This window comes from Cupriavidus sp. 05T313 (assembly GCF_056396665.1).
Window position 1 is genome coordinate 1 of record NZ_JBFTLX010000240.1, and the last position, 15,856, is coordinate 15,856.

At 67.8% G+C, this 15,856-nt stretch carries 17 protein-coding genes; 10 read left to right on the forward strand and 7 right to left on the reverse strand.

Annotated features, from left to right (window positions below; genetic code table 11):
- Positions 1-127: 127 nt before the first annotated feature.
- Positions 128-1,324 (reverse strand): alpha-D-ribose 1-methylphosphonate 5-triphosphate diphosphatase, encoded by a 1,197-nt coding sequence (locus tag AC1DKD_RS33545; protein WP_441633582.1) that lies wholly within the window; start codon positions 1,322-1,324, stop codon positions 128-130.
- Between the two features lie 244 nt (positions 1,325-1,568).
- Positions 1,569-2,303 (reverse strand): phosphonate metabolism transcriptional regulator PhnF, encoded by a 735-nt coding sequence (gene phnF / locus AC1DKD_RS33550; protein ID WP_441633620.1) that lies wholly within the window; start codon positions 2,301-2,303, stop codon positions 1,569-1,571.
- A 196-nt stretch (positions 2,304-2,499) separates the two neighbouring features.
- On the opposite strand from phnF, the gene phnG reads away from it, so the two are divergent.
- The 7 genes from phnG to AC1DKD_RS33585 all read left to right on the forward strand — a co-directional run bounded on the left by phnG (position 2,500) and on the right by AC1DKD_RS33585 (position 8,287).
- Positions 2,500-3,000 carry a phosphonate C-P lyase system protein PhnG gene (gene phnG, locus AC1DKD_RS33555; RefSeq protein WP_441633584.1) on the forward strand — a complete coding sequence of 167 codons (501 nt, stop codon included), beginning with the start codon at positions 2,500-2,502 and terminating at the stop codon, positions 2,998-3,000.
- Positions 3,001-3,070: 70 nt separating this feature from the next.
- Positions 3,071-3,649, forward strand: a complete 579-nt coding sequence (phnH, locus tag AC1DKD_RS33560) for a phosphonate C-P lyase system protein PhnH (RefSeq protein WP_441633622.1) — start codon at positions 3,071-3,073, stop codon at positions 3,647-3,649.
- Position 3,650: 1 nt separating this feature from the next.
- Complete coding sequence (locus tag AC1DKD_RS33565) at positions 3,651-4,805, forward strand: carbon-phosphorus lyase complex subunit (RefSeq protein ID WP_441633585.1); 1,155 nt, start codon at positions 3,651-3,653, stop codon at positions 4,803-4,805.
- Entirely contained in the window at positions 4,802-5,422 is a 621-nt protein-coding gene (locus AC1DKD_RS33570) for an alpha-D-ribose 1-methylphosphonate 5-phosphate C-P-lyase PhnJ (RefSeq protein WP_477144219.1), read from the forward strand. The genes AC1DKD_RS33565 and AC1DKD_RS33570 overlap by 4 nt, the downstream gene beginning before the upstream one ends.
- Positions 5,419-6,207, forward strand: a complete 789-nt coding sequence (gene phnK, locus AC1DKD_RS33575) for a phosphonate C-P lyase system protein PhnK (RefSeq protein WP_441633589.1) — start codon at positions 5,419-5,421, stop codon at positions 6,205-6,207. The genes AC1DKD_RS33570 and phnK overlap by 4 nt, the downstream gene beginning before the upstream one ends.
- A gap of 2 nt (positions 6,208-6,209) precedes the next feature.
- Positions 6,210-7,004 (forward strand): phosphonate C-P lyase system protein PhnL, encoded by a 795-nt coding sequence (phnL, locus tag AC1DKD_RS33580; RefSeq protein WP_477104324.1) that lies wholly within the window; start codon positions 6,210-6,212, stop codon positions 7,002-7,004.
- A gap of 50 nt (positions 7,005-7,054) precedes the next feature.
- The gene (locus AC1DKD_RS33585) at positions 7,055-8,287 is read left to right on the forward strand and encodes an alpha-D-ribose 1-methylphosphonate 5-triphosphate diphosphatase (protein ID WP_441633593.1); all 1,233 of its coding nucleotides are present in this window, start codon (positions 7,055-7,057) and stop codon (positions 8,285-8,287) included.
- Between the two features lie 60 nt (positions 8,288-8,347).
- Here the strand turns inward: AC1DKD_RS33585 and AC1DKD_RS33590 are convergent, their stop codons facing one another.
- On the reverse strand, positions 8,348-8,620 hold the full coding sequence (locus AC1DKD_RS33590; RefSeq protein WP_035860708.1) for a hypothetical protein: 273 nt from the start codon (positions 8,618-8,620) through the stop codon (positions 8,348-8,350).
- A gap of 516 nt (positions 8,621-9,136) precedes the next feature.
- On the opposite strand from AC1DKD_RS33590, the gene AC1DKD_RS33595 reads away from it, so the two are divergent.
- Positions 9,137-10,285, forward strand: a complete 1,149-nt coding sequence (locus AC1DKD_RS33595) for an AGE family epimerase/isomerase (protein WP_441633595.1) — start codon at positions 9,137-9,139, stop codon at positions 10,283-10,285.
- Here the strand turns inward: AC1DKD_RS33595 and AC1DKD_RS33600 are convergent.
- Positions 10,282-11,001 (reverse strand): Crp/Fnr family transcriptional regulator, encoded by a 720-nt coding sequence (locus AC1DKD_RS33600; RefSeq protein ID WP_441633597.1) that lies wholly within the window; start codon positions 10,999-11,001, stop codon positions 10,282-10,284. The two genes, AC1DKD_RS33595 and AC1DKD_RS33600, sit on opposite strands and share 4 nt — an antisense overlap.
- 396 nt (positions 11,002-11,397) lie before the next feature.
- On the opposite strand from AC1DKD_RS33600, the gene AC1DKD_RS33605 reads away from it, so the two are divergent.
- Positions 11,398-12,057: a copper resistance protein CopQ gene (locus AC1DKD_RS33605; protein ID WP_441633599.1), complete on the forward strand. Its 660-nt coding sequence runs from the start codon at positions 11,398-11,400 to the stop codon at positions 12,055-12,057.
- A gap of 29 nt (positions 12,058-12,086) precedes the next feature.
- On the opposite strand, the gene AC1DKD_RS33610 is transcribed toward AC1DKD_RS33605, so the two are convergent.
- Entirely contained in the window at positions 12,087-12,947 is an 861-nt protein-coding gene (locus tag AC1DKD_RS33610; protein ID WP_477144220.1) for a LysR family transcriptional regulator, read from the reverse strand.
- Positions 12,948-13,124: 177 nt separating this feature from the next.
- On the opposite strand from AC1DKD_RS33610, the gene mdtD reads away from it, so the two are divergent.
- A complete protein-coding gene (gene mdtD / locus AC1DKD_RS33615) occupies positions 13,125-14,516 on the forward strand; it encodes a multidrug transporter subunit MdtD (RefSeq protein WP_441633603.1) in 1,392 nt (463 codons plus the stop codon).
- A 46-nt stretch (positions 14,517-14,562) separates the two neighbouring features.
- Here the strand turns inward: mdtD and AC1DKD_RS33620 are convergent, their stop codons facing one another.
- Together AC1DKD_RS33620 and AC1DKD_RS33625 are read right to left on the reverse strand one after the other, a co-directional pair.
- The gene (locus AC1DKD_RS33620) at positions 14,563-14,961 is read right to left on the reverse strand and encodes a hypothetical protein (RefSeq protein WP_045240523.1); all 399 of its coding nucleotides are present in this window, start codon (positions 14,959-14,961) and stop codon (positions 14,563-14,565) included.
- 94 nt (positions 14,962-15,055) lie between these two features.
- Positions 15,056-15,742 carry an alpha/beta hydrolase gene (locus AC1DKD_RS33625; RefSeq protein ID WP_441633605.1) on the reverse strand — a complete coding sequence of 229 codons (687 nt, stop codon included), beginning with the start codon at positions 15,740-15,742 and terminating at the stop codon, positions 15,056-15,058.
- Between the last annotated feature and the right edge of the window lie 114 nt (positions 15,743-15,856).

The following is a 15,856-nucleotide window of genomic DNA, read 5'->3' on the forward strand; positions in this document are numbered from 1 at the left end:
TGTCGGCGCAGCGGCCCAGCCACTGCGCGCCCACCTGCCGGAACGGCGCGGCGGGATGGAGGTAGATGGCGTAGCGATAGGCCCGGGACATTGGGTTTGGTGCGGTGCTTGGCATCATGGGAAACGGTCAGGCGGCGCGCCGTTCGTCGCCGGACAACACCAGCGGGAAGGCGCGGGTGGCGTGCCGCAATACGCCGCCGACGATGGCGGCGCAGACTTGCGGCAGGGCGGGATCGTGGTCGTCTACGATGATGGCGTCGGCGCGCAGGCCGGGGCCCAGCGTGCCGCGGTCGTTCATGCCGGCGGCGCGCGCGGGGTTGCGCGAGACCAGGTCCCAGGCGGCCGGCAGCGGCAGCACGCCGAGCTGCGTCAGCCGGAACGCCGCTTGCAGCGGCGCCGGGTAGTAGTAGTCGGAGGCCAGTACGTCGCACAGCCCGGCGGCGATCATCTCGGTGGCGTCCGGGGCGCCGGTGTGGCTACCGCCGCGGATCACGTTGGGCGCGCCGAATACGGTGTGGTTGCGCAGGGCACGGGCGGCGCGGGCCACGTCGACGGTGAGCGGGAATTCCGCCACCGTGCAGCCTTGCTGGTGATATCCCTGGCGCGTGGCGGCATCGCCGTCGTCGTGCGATGCCACCTGCAGGCCGGCGGCGCGGGCGGCGGCAATCAGCCGGGCCACGCCGGCGGGCACGGCGCCCGCTTGCGCGGCGGCCTGTTCCAGCCGTTGGCGGAAGGTGGCTGGGTCGCATTCCGCGCGGTCCGCGTACTGCGCCAGCTTGCGGGCGTCGTGCATGCGGGTCGCCATCAGCGGCAGGTGGTCGTTGATGGCGACGAAGCGCACCTTGCCTGAATCGATCCAGTCCAGGGCCGTCTCCAGCCCGGCCAGGTGGTGCGCCTCGAAGCGCAGGTGCACGTGGTGCTGCGCGCCCAGCGTGCCGCGCATGCGTTCCAGGCCGTCGAACATGCGTTGCGCGTACGCCTCGCCGCGCAAGCCGCCTTCCCACGACAGCGTCACGCCATGCAGTTCGGTGGTGATGCCATGCGCGAGCAACTGGCGATCCACGTCGAACAGCGCGCTGGTGTACGGGAAGCTGACGCCGGGCCGCGGCATCACCGCGCGCTCGAAGGCGTCGCCGTGGATATCCACGATGCCGGGCAGCACCAGCAGGTCGCCCGCATCGAGGGCGCCTCCCGGCGTACTGGCGGGCGCCGCCAGGCAACCATCGCGGAAGGCGAAGGCGGCCGGGGCGATGCCGTTGGCGGTCAGGACGCGCCGGCCGCGCAGGCCGGCGAGGGTGGGGTGATATGCGTGATTGGTATCCATGCTGGCGACCTTAGCGCGGGCAGATGACAAGCGGATGTCTAGACCAATTGCGGTGCGATTCGTGCATTGGCGGATTGTCTCGGTGCATCGCCGCCTGCGCAACCCGCGGCGAAGCTATCGTGTCCCGGTATGCGATTGCAACCCGCGCTGCACGCCATACCGGAAGTAAGCAAATTGCGGGCCGGCCGATGTCCGGCCCATGTTCGGTCCATCCCTGTGGCGCGAAGATCATGGCCGGTGCCGCCTAGTCCTGGTCGGCCACGGTCAGTTGCACCCAGTCGCCGGCGAAACGCACCACGCTGTATTGCAGCGGCGCGCCTTCCGGGTCGACATTGAGCGCTTCCACCTGCAGGATCGGCCGGGTCTTGGGCTGGTTGAGCTGGCGGGCCACCGGCGCGGTCGGCATGGCGGCGGTGATGCGCGACCATTTGCGCGTGTAGTCGGTGATGCCGTAATGGGCGAGCGCCTTGGAGATGGACTGGCGCGCGCGCAACTGTTCATCCATGTCGGGAAAGCGGGCGGCATCGAAGTAATGATCGGCGACGTCGATGGTGCGGGCTTCGGCCTTGCCCAGCATTTGCACGCGCAGGATGGGGGCGCTGCGTCCCAGCCCCAGGTGCTTGGCGATCTCGTGCGCGCGCAGCGTTTGCGATTCGAGCACTTCGATGTGCCCGCGCATGCCCTGGCTGGCCAGGTTCTGCGAGAAACGGGTACGGCGCCCGATGGCGTAGTCGATCGCGTGCTCCTGCACGAACGTGCCCCTGCCTTGCTCGATGCGTACCAGGCCGTTCTGCTCCAGTTCGCCCATGGCGCGGCGGATGGTGTGGCGATTGACGGCGAACCGGCTGGCCAGCTCCGGCTCGGGCGGCAGCCGCTCGCCCGGCATGTAGAGCTTGTTGCGGATGTCGAGCGCCAGGGCTTCGCCGATCTGGCGCCATACCGCAACTCCCGAACCGCGTTCGACTTCCTGTTCCACCATCCTGTCCTGCCTTTTCGTCATCCTGCGTTAATCATTGGCGTGCTTCAATGGAATGCGATTTTGCCTCAACCGCGCAGTGCGGTGCGTAGAACCAAACAACGTCGCCAGGCGTCATCAAAGCTTCATCTGGCTATGTTGTAGTTCGGCCATGGATGGTATTCTACATCTAAACGTATAGACGTATAGGGGATGTGAAATGGATCGAACCGATACCGGATCCGGCACGCAGCCAGCGGCGGCGGCCCGGGAACAGGCCGGCCAGGCGGCCCGCGCCGCATGGCTGCGCGTGCTGGCGCTGGCGGACCCGGAAGCCCTGGAGCAGGCCGTTGGCCGCCTCGGCGCGCTGCCGGCCTATCGCCTGCTGCGCAAGCCGGAAAGCGGCATGGCGATGGTGCGAGGGCGCGCCGGCGGCACCGGTGCGCAGTTCAACCTGGGCGAAGTCAGCGTAACGCGCTGCGCGGTAACGCTGGAGCCTGGCGTGGTGGGCGTGGGCTACGTGCAGGGCCGTACACACCGCCAGGCGGAGCAGATCGCCGTGCTGGATGCGCTGTTGCAACTGCCAGGCTGGCATGCGCGCGTGCAGGCCGAAGTGGTCTCGGCGCTGGCCAGGGAACGCGCGGCGCGTGGCGAACACGAGGCCGCGGTGGCAGCACAGACAAAAGTTGAATTTTTTACCATGGTGCGTGGAGAGGATTGAGATGCCAGGCCAACCGATTGCCGCCCAGGCGGCTGGATACGACAACGCGCCTGCGAGCCGCCAGGCGCCGATGCTGTTGCCCGGCTTCGACGATGCGGTGAAGTCGGCGCAGCGGACCTTCCGCGCCGCGCTGGACGCCATGTCACACCCCGGCACCATCGGCGAGCTGGCCGAGCCGTGCGGCGTGCCGCCGGGCCTGTCGCCTGCGCTGAGCGCGCTGCTGCTGGCGCTGGCCGATTGCGATACGCCCGTGTGGCTGCCGCCGCAAACGCCCGAGGGCGTGCGCGCCTTCCTGCGTTTCCATTGCGGCTGCCCGCTGGTGGCCGAAGTGGGGCAGGCCACCTTCGTGGCGGTGCCGGCCGGCCATGCCGTGCCGGATCTCGCGGCGTGCGCCCAGGGCGATCCGGCTTATCCCGACCGCTCCGCCACGCTGTTGCTCGAAGTGGAGTCGCTGTGCGATGGCCCTGCCGTCACGCTGCGCGGCCCGGGCATCGAGCACCAGGCGGCGCTGGCCGTGCAAGGCTTGCCGGCCGGTTTCTGGACCCAGTGGCAAGCCAACCATGCGCGCTTCCCGCTCGGCGTGGATGTGCTCCTGACCAGTGCCAGCCGCTTGTGCGCGCTGCCGCGCACCACCCAAGCGGAGGCTTGATATGTACGTTGCCGTCAAAGGGGGCGAACGCGCCATCCTCAACTCCTATCGCATGCTGGACGACTACCGCCGCGGCGACCGCGCGGTGCCGGAGCTGACGCTGGCGCAGGTGCGCGAGCAGATGCCGCTGGCCGTGTCGCGCGTGATGGCCGAGGGCTCGCTGTACGATCCGCACCTGGCCGCGCTGGCCATCAAGCAGGCCGCGGGCGACCTGATCGAAGCGGTGTTCCTGCTGCGTGCCTATCGCACCACCCTGCCGCGCTTCGGCTATTCGGTGGCGCTCGATACCGGCGCCATGCGCTTGCAGCGCCGGATCTCGTCCACCTTCAAGGATGTGCCGGGCGGGCAGGTGCTGGGCCCGACCTACGATTACACCCAGCGCTTGCTGGATTTCACGCTGGAGGCCGAGCGCGAGAATGCACCGCTGCCGCCGGCGGCGTCCACGCTGGACGCGCGCATGCCCCGCGTGACCGACCTGTTGCGCCAGGAATCGCTGATCGAGCCGGAGACGGTGCCCCCGCACGATCCCGCGCCGCCCGACCTGACGCGCGAACCGCTGGAGCTGCCCGCTGCCCGTCCGGCGCGCTTGCAGAACCTGGCACGCGCCGATGAAGGTTTCTTGTTGTCGATGGGCTACTCGACCCAGCGCGGCTACGGCAACTCGCATCCGTTCGCGGCGGAGATCCGCTATGGCGCGGTGGAGGTGGAACTGTTCGTGGAAGAGCTGGGATTTGCCGTGACCATCGGCGAGATCGAGGTCACCGAATGCCAGATGGTGAGCCAGTTTGCCGGCAACGCGCAGGAGGGGCCGAGCTTTACGCGCGGCTATGGCCTGGTGTTCGGCTACGGTGAGCGCAAGGCGATGTCGATGGCGCTGGCCGACCGCGCGATGCGCGCCGCCGAACTGGGCGAAGCGGCCGACGCGCCCGCCAATGACGTGGAGTTCATGCTCTACCACAGCGACAACGTGGAAGCCTCCGGCTTCGTGCAGCATCTGAAGCTGCCGCACTACGTGGATTTCCAGACCAATCTCGAACTGCTGCGCCGGTTGCGCGCCGAGCGAGGGCAGGGCGTCCCGGCGCCGGCGCCGGTGCCGCCGGAAAGCGACACCACCGCCATCGCTCAAGCCCCGTCGCAGGAGGCCATCGCATCATGAACGACACCAATGCCAGCGCCGTCGTGCGCGACGAACACTACAACTTCGGCTATCTCGACGAGTCCACCAAGCGCATGCTGCGCCGCGCGCTGCTCAAGGCSGTGGCGATYCCSGGCTACCAGGTGCCGTTCGGCAGCCGCGARATGCCGCTGCCATACGGGTGGGGCACCGGCGGCATCCAGGTCACGGCCTCCATCATCGGCAGCGACGACGTGCTCAAGGTGATCGACCAGGGCTCGGACATCGCCACCACCTACGACTACCCCGTGATGGTCAACCAGCGCTACATGATGCGGCCGTCGCCCATCCCCAAGTTCGACAACCCTAAGCTGGACCGCAGCCCGGCGCTGATGCTGTTCGGCGCGGGGCGCGAGAAGCGGGTCTATGCGGTGCCGCCCTACACCAGCGTCAAGAGCCTGGATTTCGACGACCATCCCTTCGCCGTCGAAACGTGGTCGGGCTGCTGCGAACTGTGCGGCGCCACCGACAGCTATCTCGATGAAATCATCACCGACGACGCGGGCGGCCGCATGTTCGTCTGCTCCGATACCGAGTACTGCGCCACGCGCCAGGAACAAGGTGAAACCGGCGCCAACGCCAGCAAGGAGGCCGCATGAGCCGCACCGATCCGCACCAGCCGCTGTTGTCCGTGCGCGGCCTGACCCGCACCTGGGACGGCGTGCACGGCTGCCACGATGTCAGCTTCGATCTCTTTCCCGGCGAAGTGCTGTGCGTGGTGGGCGAATCCGGCTCCGGCAAGAGCACCTTGCTGCAAGCGGTTTCCTGGCAGGCCGCGCCGGAGTCCGGCAGCGTGCGTTACGACACCCGCGAGCAAGGGCTGGTTGACCTCGCCACGCTGTCCGATGCCCGTCTGCGCCTGCTGGCGCGCACCGACTGGGGCTTCGTGCGCCAGAACGCGCGCGATGGCCTGCGCATGCGCGTGAGCGCCGGCGCCAATATCGCCGAGCGCCTGATGGCGGTGGGCGGACGCCACTACGGTGAACTGCGCGAGGTCGCCGGCACCTGGATGGAAAAGATGGAGCTGGACCTGGGGCGCCTGGACGATGCGCCGACGAGCTTCTCGGGCGGCATGCAGCAGCGCCTGCAGATCGCCCGCAACCTGGTGACGCATCCGCGCCTGGTGTTCATGGACGAGCCCACTGCCTCGCTCGATGTCTCCGTGCAGGCCCGCCTGCTCGATCTGCTGCGCCGGCTGGTGGCGGACCTTGGCCTCGCCGCCATCATCGTGACCCACGACCTCGCCGTGGCACGCCTGCTGGCGCACCGCACGCTGGTGATGCAAGGCGGGCGCGTGGTGGAAAGCGGCCTGACCGACCAGATCCTCGACGACCCGCACCATCCGTACACCCAATTGCTGGTGTCTTCCATCCTGCAGAGCTGACCATGACGCAAGACTCCAACAACCATCAAGGCAATGCCAACACGAATACCGTCGATGCCACCGGTGCCAGCCGCATCCAGGTGCGCGGCCTCGGCAAGACCTTCGTCCTGCATAACCAGGGCGGCACGCGCCTGCCGGTGCTGCAGGCCATCGACTTCGACGCCGCCGCAGGCGAATGCCTGGTGCTGGCCGGCAGTTCCGGCGCGGGCAAGAGCACGCTGCTGCGCTGCCTGTACGGCAACTACCTGGCCACCGAAGGCAGCATCCGCATCCGCGACGGCAACGACTGGGTGGAACTGACCCGCGCGCCTGAGCAGCGCATCCTGCAACTGCGCCGCGAGGTGATCGGCTATGTCAGCCAGTTCCTCCACGTGATCCCGCGCGTGAGCACGCTCGACGTGGTGGCCGAGCCGCTGCAGCAGCGCGGCGCCGGCGCCGATGAAGCGCGCGAGCGCGCGGCGACGCTGCTGGCGCGGCTGCAGGTGCCGGGCCGTCTTTGGAGCCTCCCGCCGGCGACTTTCTCGGGCGGCGAGCAGCAGCGCGTGAACATCGCGCGCGGGTTGATCGGCGGTCATCCGGTGCTGCTGCTCGACGAGCCGACCGCCTCGCTCGATGCCGACAACCGCGCCGTGGTCGTGGCGCTGATTCGCGAGGCGCTGGCCGAGGGCCGTTGCCTGGTCGGCATCTTCCACGACGAAGCGGTGCGCGATGCCGTGGCCACCCGGTTGCTGCCCTTGCACCCGCCCGCCGTCACCGAGGCCGCGCCCGCCGGCAAGCTTGCCGCCGTGGCTGGCTGAGCCGATTCGTTGTTGCTTTTATCCGTTCCCAATCGTTCCCGGAAACGACCATGCTTCCTGCCTACCTGACCCATGCGCGGATCGTCCTGCCCGACGGCGTGCTTCCTGACAGCGCGCTGCTGATCGAGAATGGCCTGATCGCGGCCATCGAGCCGGATGCCGCCGCCGTACCGCGCGCCACCCAGGTGATCGACCTGCGCGGCCAGACCCTGATGCCCGGCCTGATCGACCTGCATTGCGATGCGATCGAGAAAGAAGCCGAACCGCGCTCGCGCGTGATGTTCCCGCTCGATTTTGCCGTGGCGCAGGTCGACCGCCGCAACGCCGCTGCCGGCATCACCACGCCTTATCATGCGGTGTCGTTCGCCAGCAATACGTTCGGCGTGCGCAACTACGAGACCGCAGGCGCCCTGGTGCGCGCCGTCACGGCTTTCCGTGATCACAGCCTGGTGGACAACCGTGTCCATTGCCGCTACGAAGTCACCGATGCCAGCGCGCTGCCCGTGCTTGAGCAACTGATGGAGGCCGGCGTGGTGGACCTGGTCTCCGTGATGGACCACTCGCCCGGCCAGGGCCAGTTCAAGACGCTCGAAGCGTACCTGGCCTACATGATGGGCAACCACGCCATGAGCCGCGAAGAAGCGCGCGCCGCCGCCGACAAGAAACTGGTGGAGAAGCATGGCGCGCTGGAGCGCGTGGAACGCCTGCTGGCGCTGGCTGCGCGGATGGGCATTCCCGCCGCCAGCCACGACGACGATTCGGTCGAGCGCATTGCCACCATGCAGGCGCTGGGCGTGCGCATGAGCGAGTTCCCGATCAACCTGGAGACCGCGCAGGCGGCCAAGGCGCAAGGGCTGCCGACCATCCTCGGCGCGCCCAATGTGCTGCGCGGCCAGAGCCAGAGCGGTTCGATGCGCGCCATCGACGCCATCCGCGCCGGCGTGGCGGATTGCCTGTGTTCGGACTACCAGCCATCCACGCTGATCGCGGCGGCCTTCGCCGCCGAGCGGCAGGCGGACCTGAGCCTGCCGCGGGCTGCCGCGCTGGTCGGCGCCAACCCGGCGGCGGCCTGCGGGCTGTCCGACCGCGGCCGCATCGCGGCCGGGCTGCGTGCCGACCTGGTGGCGGTGGCAATGGTGGCGGGCCAGCCGCTGGTGACGCATACGTGGTCAGCGGGCCGCCTGGTGTTTGCCGCACGGTATCCGGCAGGCGTAATGAGTTCCGACAGCGCCGGCGTCGTCCGGATTCCAGCTTCTGCAGAGGAGGGGCGCGCAGCCGCGTGACGCTGCCCCCGGCCATATCGGAGGCTGGAAGGGGTTCGCGCGTGGCCGGATGGCAGCGCCCTAGCGGCTGGAGGCGCGAGCGGTGGCGCGGGGGGCGGCGTGCCAGTCGCCCGGTATGTCGGGGAAGATCTCGCACTCGCCGCGCACGATCAGTTCCACCGTTGCGCATACGCCTTTGACGCCGCGCGGGCCGACRCAGACCAGGCTGTGAGGATGCTCTGAATGATTGGGAATGGCGTACACGCGCATCCCCTCCTGATACAGGGGATGGGCGGGCAGCCTGGCGTTCAGCATCTCGACAAAACGCAAGGGGCTTACGACTGGCTTTTCCATCGTGCTCTCCCATGGAGCATGGGCGTAACCTCCGGCGGGCGCCGGATGGCCAGAAAGTGCGGGGAGGACGGAAGGCGGGAATCCCTCCGGCCGTGATATCTGCACAAACCAGGAATGTGGTCCTGGCGCCGCGGCGGGCGCGGAATGCGGCGCGATAGCCGCTCGTCGCGGTTCTCGAAGCAAGGGTCCACGCGGTAAGGTTAGGCGATCTGCCGGCGGGTTCAAGCTTGCCAATGGCACGAAACGGCGGGTGGGGCGAGGCCGCCACTCCGGATTGCGGCAGGTCGCCGGAATGCGGATCGGAAGGCGCACGCCTGCCTTTGTGCATGGTCCGGCGTATTTAGGCGCTATCGCCGGCGCCGGTTAGTCGGGAAGGCCGGTTGCCGTGCTGAGGTATATTGCACGGATGCCAGTCTCCGGGACGCCTCGGTTGCCGTTCCCCGCGTCCCGGGTCTTGGTCATGAATATTTAGCCGGGACCGCGCGATGACGCGCCCCTTACCGAATTCCTTCCCGCATGAACGTTACGCCAACCCTTGCCGCAACCGGTGCTGCTTCCATTTCCGCGTCCGTTGCCACGCTGCTCGCGCACTACGATGCCGCCATCCTGCCCCTATGGAACGGTCCGGGCTGGCATGCCGCCATGCAACTGCCCTATGAGGCGCTGTCGGCCACCGATCGCCAGCCGCTGCCGGTGGTGCGCTATCGCGCCATGGCATGCGCGCGCCAGATTTACGTGTTTTCCCGGTGCGAGGGCGCCGACGCGGCCGCCCACGCCGCGCGGCTGTTCGCGTCGCTGCGCGGCCGCTTCGCCGATGGCGGGTACGGCGGCTTCGTCTACAGCATCGATGCGCACGGCCAGCCGCTCGATAGCACCAAGGACTTGTACACCCACGCCTTCGTGGTTTTCGCTTGCGCGGCGTATTTCAAGCGGACGGGCAGCCCCGAGGCGCGCACCTTGCTGGACGGCACGGCGCGGCTGATCGAACAGCGTTTCCGCATGGCGGACGGCCTCTACCATGCCGGGCTCGCGCAAGACTTCAGCCCCGTTGGCGCCACGCCGCTGCAAAACCCGATCATGCACCTGACCGAGGCTTACCTGGCGGCTCACGAGGTCACGGGGGACATTTTTTACGCGGACCGGCTGGCGGGCATTGCCGCAGCCATGCTGGCCAGCTTTGTCGATCCGGCCAGCGGTTGCATCACCGAGTTGCCGTTGACGACGGACAACGCCGGCAACCGGATCGAGCCCGGACACCAGTTCGAGTGGTTTTCGCTGCTCGCTTCGGCGCCGTCCCTGTTCGACGGCTCGCCGCTCAGCCAGGCGCTGACGCGGGCCTTCGACTTCGCCCTGGCGCACGGTGTCGATACCGGCACCATGGGCGTGGCGGCGGCGCTGAACCTGGACGGCTCGGTGCGCGACCCGCTCCAGCGGATCTGGGCGCAGACCGAATTCGCGCGGGCGCTGGTGGTGCGTGGCGATCGCATTGCGCTCGCACACCTGCACGCATGGCTGCAATCGTTCCCGGCGCGTTTTCTCCACGCGGGCGGCTGGTACGAATGCCTGTCGGCGCAGGGCAAGGTGGAGCGGGCCGAGATGCCTTCGACCACGCCTTACCACCTTGCCACCGCTTACCAGGCGCTGGCACATGCCACTGCCGGCTAGCTCGCGGCAGGGCTGAGCAGGCGGTCGAATTCGTTGCGCACGATGCGGTAGGACTCGCCGGAGAAGCCTTCCAGCCCGGCGCGGTCGATGACGGTGATATGGCCACGGCTGTGGCTGATCATGCGCAGTTCCGCCAGCTTGCCCACAGCTTCGGTGACGCCCTCGCGGCGCACGCCGAGCATGTCGGCGATGGTCTGCTGGGTGACATCCAGCTCGTTGCAGGGCGAACGGTCCAGCGCCAGCAGCAGCCAGCGGCACAACTGGGTGGTCAGCGAATGATGGCGGATGCAGACCGCCGTTTGCGAAACCTGCGTGAGCAGCGCCTGCATATAGAGCAGGGCCATGCGCTGCAGCGTGGGCAGCTCGGGGTAGATGGCGCGCAGGTCGCCGGCGGCCACGCGGAAGCCGCATCCGCTACTGCGTACCTCGATGCGGTTGGGCATGGTCTCGCCGCCGGTCAGCGCGGGCAGACCAACCATCCCCTCGCGGCCCACCGAGGCCAGTTCGACGGTGGCGCCGCTTTCCTGCAGCGACATCATCGAGACCACCGCGGTGCTCGGGAAGTAGAGATGCCGGATGCGTTGCCCGGAGTCGCTCAACAGTTGCCCTGTGCGCAGGTTGACGCTATCCAGCCGCGAAATGAGCAGGCGGCGCTCGCGCTGCGGCAGTGCGCCCAGCAAATGATTGCCGGACAGGTCCAGTTCTGTGTCGGTCATCCCATTCTCCCCTAGTCGAAAAAATCCCGGCCACGGCGTCAGCCGTTCTGTCTTGTTCTGTTCGGTTTGCCACGCAGCAGCGCCTGACCCGTTACTGTATTTAGCGTCATGCGTACGCTTGCCGACACTGGCCGGAGGTTGGAGATCGTCACGGTATTGGGGGGGATAAGCATTTGGCTGGGCTCATCCTTTTGACTGGAAGATGACTGGAATAAGGCTTAGGCCAGTCAGGTGCGGGCGGGGCAGGGCGCCGGGTCGGGCTGCGCGGCGTGTCCACGTGCAGGGCACCGCACGCGGATCGAGGCGAACGGGCTCCGGCAAACAATCTGAAAAAAACCTGTAAGTTCCATCGGTTGCCGGCGACGAATGGGCTCATTCACCCAGTTGGAGATTGCCATGTACCCGAACCTCGCCAAGTCGCTGTTTGCCGCCGCCGCCATTGCCGGTGCCGTGTTTGCCCTGGGCAGCGCCCATGCCGCCAGCGCGGCTGCCGATCGCGTTGGCAACGCGCCCTATGCCCAGTCGATGCACAGCGGCGCGCGCGACGTATTCAGCGACGGCGCACGCACGGCACCCGTGAGCGCATTCACCGATGGCGCCCGTGGCGGCAGGTTCGATAGCTTCACCGATGGTGCCCACGCCCGCACGGCCGATCCCTTTACCGACGGCGCGCGCATTGCCGGCCTGGACCGCACGGGTCCTTCCGCAGATCCTGCCCGCAGCATCGACCCGTACACCGACGGCGCCCGCACCCGCATGGTGGATCCGTTCACCGACGGCGCCCGCATTGCCGGCCTGGACCGCGTTGGCGTCTCGTCCGATCCTGCCCGCAGCATCGACCCGTACACCGATGGCGCCCGCACCCGCATGGTGGATCCCTTCACCGATAGCGCCCGCATCGCCGGCCTGGACCGCAGTGGCGTTTCGTCCGATCCGGCTCGCAACATCGACCCGTTCTCCGATGGCGCGCAGAAGCTGGCCGGCATGGACACGCGCGGCGTATCGGCATCCCCGGCCCGTAGCTTCGACCCGTACCAGGACGGCGCCCATGCGTGAGCCCGGCGGGAATCGCACGCGGGTGCTGGCTATTCGTCCAGCCAGGACCCGCGCAGATCGCTCTTTTGCAGCAGTTGCAGTAGCGTTTCGGCGGGCCGGCTCAGGCGGCCCGCGCGCAGCGAGATGAACTCCACCTCCGGCAGCGCCGGCAGGCTTTCACTATTGACCAGCGGCGACAAGCCGCGCCCGGAAAGGTATTGCGCCCTCACGGTAATGCCCAGACCGCCACGCGCGGCGGCGATGCAGCCCGAGTGACTGCTGCTGGTGCAGACGATCTGCCAGCGCATCCCGGCCTTGGCCAGCGTATCGAGCACGATGGCGCGCGTGACGCTGGGTTCGGGTACCAGGATCAGCGGCAAAGGCTGCCTGAGGTCCGCCACGGTGCCGGGCCGCGCGAGCCACTCCAGCTTGCCGCGGAACAGCGGGGTGCCGCGCCTGTCGCCTTCGCGGCGCTTGCCGATCATCAGGTCCAGCGCGCCGGCATCCATCAGCTCGTAGAGCTTGCCGGTCATGCCSATGGTGATTTCCAGTTCCACGTCCGGATGCGAGTTGCGAAACGCGGCCAGCACATTGGGCAGCGGCCCCAGCGCCAGGTCGTCCGAGGTGCCCAGCCGCACGCGTCCCTGCAGGCGGGGCGCGTTGAACTGGGATTCCGCGCGCGTGATGGCTTCCAGGATCAGCCGCGCATGCGCCAGCAGCGCCTCGCCGTCGGCGGTCATGGTCAGGGTGTGGGTATCGCGCACGAACAGCCGCCGTCCCACGTGCTGTTCCAGGCGCCGGATATGGTCGCTGACGCTGGACTGGGACAGGCCGAGCTGACGCCCCGCATCGGTGAAACTGTGTGCGGCGGCAACGGTGGCGAAGGTCCGGATCCAGACGGGATTGAGCATGCGGCATTGTCATCGGAATATCCGATTACAGTCAATATATCCAGAGGGGTTCCCGATTGATAGCGCAATCATTAACATCGATAGCATTCGTGGCCCTGGGTTCTTCCGGATCTGCTCCCCGCGATTCCACCCGATGGCCGCGCCGGTTCTCCACCGGTCCTTGCCGAGATGTACCAGATGAACAGCCAATCCTCCCAAAAGGCCATGCTGTGGATTGTCGCAGCGGGCTTTTTCATGCAAACGCTCGACACCACCATCGTCAACACCGCGTTGCCCGCGATGGCGCGCAGCCTAAACGAGACCCCCCTGGACATGAAGCCGGTGGTCGTGGCCTACACCCTGACCATGGCCATGCTGACGCCGGCCTCGGGCTGGCTGGCGGACCGCTTCGGCACCCGCCGGGTCTACTTCGCGGCGATCCTGACCTTTGTGCTCGGCTCGCTGTTTTGCGCCGGCGCGCAGAGCCTGGACCAGCTTGTGATCGCCCGCGTGGTCCAGGGCATCGGCGGCTCGATGCTGCTGCCGATCGGCCGGCTGGCGGTGCTGCGCAGCGTCTCCGGCGAGCAATACATCGCGGCCCTTGCCTTCGTGTCGGTGGCAGGGCAGGTCGGGCCCATCTTCGGGCCGGTGCTGGGCGGCTGGATCGTGCAGTCGGTGGCATGGCACTGGATCTTCCTGATCAATGTGCCGGTCGGCGCGATCGGGATGCTGGCCGTCTTGCGCTACTTGCCGGATAACACCAACGGACGCGCGCCCCCGTTCGACTTCATCGGATGCGGCTTGCTGTCGCTTTGCATGGTGGCATTTTCGCTGGCGCTCGACACGCCACGCGAAGCCAGTCATGCGGCATGGAGCGGCGGCCTGTTCGCGCTGAGCCTGCTGTCCGCGCTGCTATACATTCCACATGCCCGGCGGCGGCGCGATCCGCTGTTCCGGCTGGCGTTGTTTCGCGAACCCAACTTCAGCATCGGGCTGGCCGGCAACCTGGTTTGCCGCATCGGTTCCGGCGCGGTGCCATTCCTGATGCCATTGCTGCTGCAGTTGCAGATGGATTACTCGCCGCTGCATTCCGGGCTGATGCTGCTGCCGGCCGCGCTGGCCGGCGTGGTCGCCAAGCGCTGGATCGTGCCGTTGGTCAAACGCTTTGGCTATGACACCTTCCTGCTGGTCAACACCTTGCTCGTGGGTGGCTCGATCGCATCGTTCGCGGCGATTTCGCCGGGCTGGCCGACTGGTCTGGCCATCGCGCAGCTCGCGTTGTTCGGCGCCACCAACTCSATGCAGTTYGCKGCCATGAACAGCGTGACGCTGAAGGGCCTGAGCGTGGAAGACGCSGGCAGCGGCAACAGCCTGTTCTCGATGGTGCAGATGCTGGCGATCGGCCTCGGGGTCACCATCGGCGGCGGGCTAGTGAGCTTGTTCACCGCGCAGCTTGGCGTGGCGGGCACGGCTTACCGGCTGGCGTTCCTTACCGTGGGCATCATTACGCTGCTGTCGGCGCTGGTGTTCCGCCGGCTCGACGGGGAACAGTTCGACAAGGGCCGCGCGCCAAGCGTGGCCAGCCGCTGAATCATGCCGGCCACGCCGCGCCTGCGAAGGCACGGCGCGTGGCCTGTCACTCCGTCACGCCGTTCTCGCGCAGCAGCCGCTCGCACTCGTCGAGCAGGTCGTGCGCAAAAGCGGACTGGTAGTTGGGGTCGAGCGCTTCCATCATTTCATGGGCGGTGTACAGGCCGGCCTCGCGCGACAGCGTGCCGGCCAGTTGCCGTGCGAACTGATCGCTCAGTTGCGACAGCAGGCGCCGCTCCGCCAGCGCCAGTTGCAGCCTGGAGCGCGACAGCCAGAGGCCTGCCAGGGTGGAGCCCTGGGCATCGGTCATCCACTGGCGGTGTTCGTAGTACGCCGACAAACGCTCGGCGGCAAGGGCGAACAGCAGCGCCTTGCGCGTATCGAAATCCAGCTTGAGCGGCGCGGCAGGGGCGGCCGCGGAAGCGTCGGGATGTGAGGTTTTCATAGGGCTTGCGAATAATGCGGAGGGCGCGAGCCTACCACGGCCGGGCGCGTCCCACGCCGGAATGGCCGTGCAGGGCCATTCCGCCTTCCCGTGGTCAGGACGGTTTGTCCGCGGCGAACCGCGCGGTCAGCCACGCGCCAATTGCCTGGATTTCTTCCATGCAGACCGAGTGCGACATGCGGTAGGTGTGCCATTCCACCGTGCATCCCTGCTGTTGCAGCGTATCGCGCGCCAGCATGCCTAGCTTGACGGGTACCACGTCGTCCTCGGCGCCATGCCCGGCGAAGATCGGCGTGGCGCGGTTGGCCTCGCTCAACTCGGCGGCAAGCAGCGCGGGCGAGGGGATATAGGTGGAAAGGGCGATGATGCCGCCCAGGCGCTCGGGATGCGTGAGGCCGGTGGTATAGGCCACGGCGCCGCCCTGCGAGAAGCCGGCCAGCACGATGCGATGGCTGGGCACGCCGCGCTGGTTCTCGCGCGCGATCAGCGCGCGAATGGCCTGGCGGGTGACGCGTATCCCAGCCTCGTCCACTTGGCGGCGCGCGTCGTCCAGGGACTCGATGTCATACCACGCCGGCATGACGTAGCCCCCGTTGCAGGTGACCGGGATGGCCGGCGCGTTGGGAAACACGAAACGCACGCCGGGTACGGGCGCCAGGTCCAGTTCGGGCACCACGGGGACGAAGTCGCTGCCGTCGGCGCCGAGGCCGTGCATCCATATGACCGACCATGTCGGTGATGGCGCGGTTTCGATCTCAATGGCTGGCAGCAGTTCGCTCATATCAGTTTCCTGTTGGGTCCCGGGCCGGGCACGGACGTCGCGAGGCACCGCGCGCGGCGTTGGGTCTGTGTGTGGATGACGCGGGAGAACCGCGCAAGACGGCCAGTATCGCAC

What these genes read in the sequence shown, in the direction of transcription:
- AC1DKD_RS33545 (WP_441633582.1), bottom strand. Translation starts at nt 1,324, where the DNA reads ATGGATACCAATCACGCATATCACCCCACCCTCGCCGGCCTGCGCGGC.
- phnF (WP_441633620.1), bottom strand. Translation starts at nt 2,303, where the DNA reads ATGGTGGAACAGGAAGTCGAACGCGGTTCGGGAGTTGCGGTATGGCGC.
- phnG (WP_441633584.1), top strand. Translation starts at nt 2,500, where the DNA reads ATGGATCGAACCGATACCGGATCCGGCACGCAGCCAGCGGCGGCGGCC.
- phnH (WP_441633622.1), top strand. Translation starts at nt 3,071, where the DNA reads ATGCTGTTGCCCGGCTTCGACGATGCGGTGAAGTCGGCGCAGCGGACC.
- AC1DKD_RS33565 (WP_441633585.1), top strand. Translation starts at nt 3,651, where the DNA reads ATGTACGTTGCCGTCAAAGGGGGCGAACGCGCCATCCTCAACTCCTAT.
- phnK (WP_441633589.1), top strand. Translation starts at nt 5,419, where the DNA reads ATGAGCCGCACCGATCCGCACCAGCCGCTGTTGTCCGTGCGCGGCCTG.
- phnL (WP_477104324.1), top strand. Translation starts at nt 6,210, where the DNA reads ATGACGCAAGACTCCAACAACCATCAAGGCAATGCCAACACGAATACC.
- AC1DKD_RS33585 (WP_441633593.1), top strand. Translation starts at nt 7,055, where the DNA reads ATGCTTCCTGCCTACCTGACCCATGCGCGGATCGTCCTGCCCGACGGC.
- AC1DKD_RS33595 (WP_441633595.1), top strand. Translation starts at nt 9,137, where the DNA reads ATGAACGTTACGCCAACCCTTGCCGCAACCGGTGCTGCTTCCATTTCC.
- AC1DKD_RS33600 (WP_441633597.1), bottom strand. Translation starts at nt 11,001, where the DNA reads ATGACCGACACAGAACTGGACCTGTCCGGCAATCATTTGCTGGGCGCA.
- AC1DKD_RS33605 (WP_441633599.1), top strand. Translation starts at nt 11,398, where the DNA reads ATGTACCCGAACCTCGCCAAGTCGCTGTTTGCCGCCGCCGCCATTGCC.
- AC1DKD_RS33620 (WP_045240523.1), bottom strand. Translation starts at nt 14,961, where the DNA reads ATGAAAACCTCACATCCCGACGCTTCCGCGGCCGCCCCTGCCGCGCCG.
- AC1DKD_RS33625 (WP_441633605.1), bottom strand. Translation starts at nt 15,742, where the DNA reads ATGAGCGAACTGCTGCCAGCCATTGAGATCGAAACCGCGCCATCACCG.